The organism is Mobilibacterium timonense, from assembly GCF_900155555.1.
GTDB classification, from domain to species: Bacteria; Bacillota; Clostridia; order Peptostreptococcales; family Anaerovoracaceae; genus Allobaileyella; species Allobaileyella timonense.
In genome coordinates, this window is sequence record NZ_FUHN01000003.1 from 1 (window position 1) to 2822 (window position 2822).

The 2822-nt window shown below is 45.1% G+C and carries 3 protein-coding genes; all 3 read right to left on the reverse strand.

All coding sequences use genetic code 11. The features are described from left to right. On the reverse strand, nucleotides 1-204 hold a 204-nt coding region (locus tag BQ7382_RS09565), incomplete at its 3' end, for a hypothetical protein (protein WP_205408149.1). 58 nt (nucleotides 205-262) lie between these two features. Further along, nucleotides 263-1357, reverse strand: coding sequence for a tyrosine-type recombinase/integrase (locus BQ7382_RS00020; RefSeq protein ID WP_077389500.1), 1095 nt, complete (start codon nucleotides 1355-1357; stop codon nucleotides 263-265). A 134-nt stretch (nucleotides 1358-1491) separates the two neighbouring features. After that, complete coding sequence (locus tag BQ7382_RS00025; RefSeq protein WP_235847895.1) at nucleotides 1492-2661, reverse strand: DUF4041 domain-containing protein; 1170 nt, start codon at nucleotides 2659-2661, stop codon at nucleotides 1492-1494. Nucleotides 2662-2822: the final 161 nt, after the last annotated feature.

Sequence of the window (2822 nt, forward strand, 5' to 3'; positions counted from 1 at the left end):
TATATTGATGAAGCATCCAAAGAATGAGCGTATGCCACACTTTATGCCAGAGAAATCATAAAAGTCTGTAATATCAAGGCATACACGAATTGAAGTAATTACCCCTACGCTCCACCAGATGAAATGAGAAAAGCCGCTGAGATCAACAGAGATGTTGAGATCGGCGGCTTTTTTAGTGCCTTTGCTAGTCTCATTGACCGTCATAAACGGTCAAAAATATGCCACATTTTAGACCACTATGCCACACTTTATGCCACACTTTTTACTCTCCCATGAATGCCAGAAAGCGATTCAGTGCCTCGGCCTTGTCAGACTGATAGACGTGATTGTAAACATCTATGGTGGTTTTTACGTCGGTGTGGCCCAGGCGGTCCTGCACTTCCGGGATGGATACCCCGGCCGAAAACAAAAGGCTGCAGTGGGTATGTCTCAGTCCGTGTGGCGAGATGTATCGAAGATCTGTGCCATCCACAGCCCGATGCATCATCCTGATCACCATCGATGGAGTTGTGAAGCTGCCTTTGGAATTTGGGAAGACGTACTCAGATTTGCACTTTAAGCTGTGGATCAGCTGCAGAGTCTTATCGTCCAGCATGATTACCCTGTTGGATTTGTCCGTCTTGGGAGTGTCGGATATGTATGCTCCTTGCTCTCCGTGAGTGACGGTCTTCGTGATCCTGATCGTGCGCTTGCGGAAGTCGATGTCCTCCCATTTAAGGGCGATAGCCTCTCCACGTCTCAGGCCAGAATAAGCCAGGAGGCGGAAAAAGACGTACCACTGGAGAGGAAGACGCTCTTCGCACAGATGCAGGAATTGCTCAAGCTCTTCCTTAGTGTAGAAGTTCATTCCCGCTTTTGCAGATCGGCCTGACTTAGACTTCTTCGGCCGGTCTATCATCAGAGCAGGGTTCTTGTCGATGACGCCTTGCTTGAAGGCAAAGTCAAGCACCTTGGAAAAGTAATTGAAGCGTCTTCCTGCGGCTGCTGGGTCTTTCTTCACCTGAGCCGTGGTCCACTGCTGGCATTGGAGAGGTGTGATGTCCTGGACACGCATTGAGCTGAAGGCGGGAAGGATGTGATCACGGAAGATCTGTTCAGTATGCCTCAGAGTGCTCTCCTTGACGGAGAGGCGGTAGGACTCCAGCCACAGCTCGTAGATCTCGCAATAAGTGATGTTCTTTGCCTTCGCCGGTTCCGCCTTCGCGATGATCTCCGCAGCGGCGAGCTGAGCTTCCCTCTTTGAGTCGAAGCCGGAGCGCTGGACCCTGACAGGTTCACCAGTGACAGGATCCAGGCAGATGTATGCCCGAAACCTGTATTTGGTCTCACCACGGACCTTGTAGCTTTCAATTTTCATGCTTGCCTCCTTGAAAGGACGGCAATGCAATGATAAACTGACAAAGCAGTGGATACAATCATTGCATTACCTTGAGCCACATCTGTTGCAGCAGGTGTGACTCTTTTTTACTTATGAAGTTGTTTCATGAATGTTTAGCTAGTGGCAAATGCCTTTTTCTTGAGCATCATCGTTTCACGATATTGCTCTGCGTCAGGAATGGCCTTGAACTCAACTGTCTTATCAAAGTTCTTCTTGACTACATCTTTGATTTCATCGAGTGTCACATTGAAAAATTCTCTGCGAGTATTGATCATGTTCAATTTCCTGTCATCGAAAGCTCTGTGAAGAGCAGCTTCCAATGCAGGAGCATCATCAGAGAAAATCATTGCATGGACGTCGAAATTGAATGGGACGGAAGCGTCACCCAGTTCATTTATACGATCAAGTGGCTCGAGCCTTCTGGTCATGCCGATCTTATAGACGTTTTCGCCAAAACTTCCTATGTTAGAAATGACATAAACATATCCGGCTCTCTTGTTTGCCTCACGGTAATCAATATCGCGTAGATTTGCCTCAATCTTTTCTACGTGTGCTTCAAGCTCTTCTTTCTTTTTCAGCAAATCAGGGTTTTTTGGATCCTGATCGAGCTGGAGAAGAAGAGTGCGAAGGGCGTTTTCATAATGCTTCTGTTCTTTTTTCGCGGCAGCTCTAGCCTCTTCGATTTCCTTTTGCAGCTTGGCTTCTTCACGAAGTCTTGCTCGTTCTTCCTTAAGAGCTTCCTTTTCCTCTTGTTTCTTTAAAGCGTATTCGTATGCAAGATTCAATTCATCAAGTTTCAATTCTAAATATTCAGGAACCAGACGGATTTCCATACGGGAATTCATCTTATTTAACTGATCGAAAGATTTCTCAATCTTCTTGCGTGTGTTTTCAACGGTGTTGAACTTGACGTTGTTGATCAGTACGTCGCATTCGTTATTGAAGGATCTGAGAATCTGTTTTACATTGTCGTTAACGAGGGCCTTGCCTTTAGAAAGGCTGTTATTCAAAGTGAAGTTCTCAGGGAAAATAACGGCGCGTTTTTCCTTCACCATCTGCTTTTGCTTTTGCCTTACAACAGACAATCTATCTTTGTATTGTTCTGAATTTGCAAATTTGTATACTGGCTGGTAAAGTCCGAATTCCTGAAGAGATAGCTCATCGTTAAGATCAACCAACTCATCTTTGAGCGCTTTGATCTGCTTCTGTTTGTCGGTTACTTCCTTTGACAATTGCGCTAATTTTACTCGTTTAGCTTGAATGGATCCTTCCAGTTCGCTCATGATCTTTTCTTTTTCCGCATCCCTATTGTTTATCATATAAATTGCAATTCCAACTTGAACACTAGCGTAAAATTAAGCACTTTGAACTTTGACAACTGAATACACTTGATCGAGAAATTCGTCGAAGAGCTCTTCTGGTGTAAAGTATCCAAGACGTTTTC

What these genes read in the sequence shown, in the direction of transcription:
- BQ7382_RS00020 (WP_077389500.1), bottom strand. Translation starts at nt 1,357, where the DNA reads ATGAAAATTGAAAGCTACAAGGTCCGTGGTGAGACCAAATACAGGTTT.
- BQ7382_RS00025 (WP_235847895.1), bottom strand. Translation starts at nt 2,661, where the DNA reads ATGAGCGAACTGGAAGGATCCATTCAAGCTAAACGAGTAAAATTAGCG.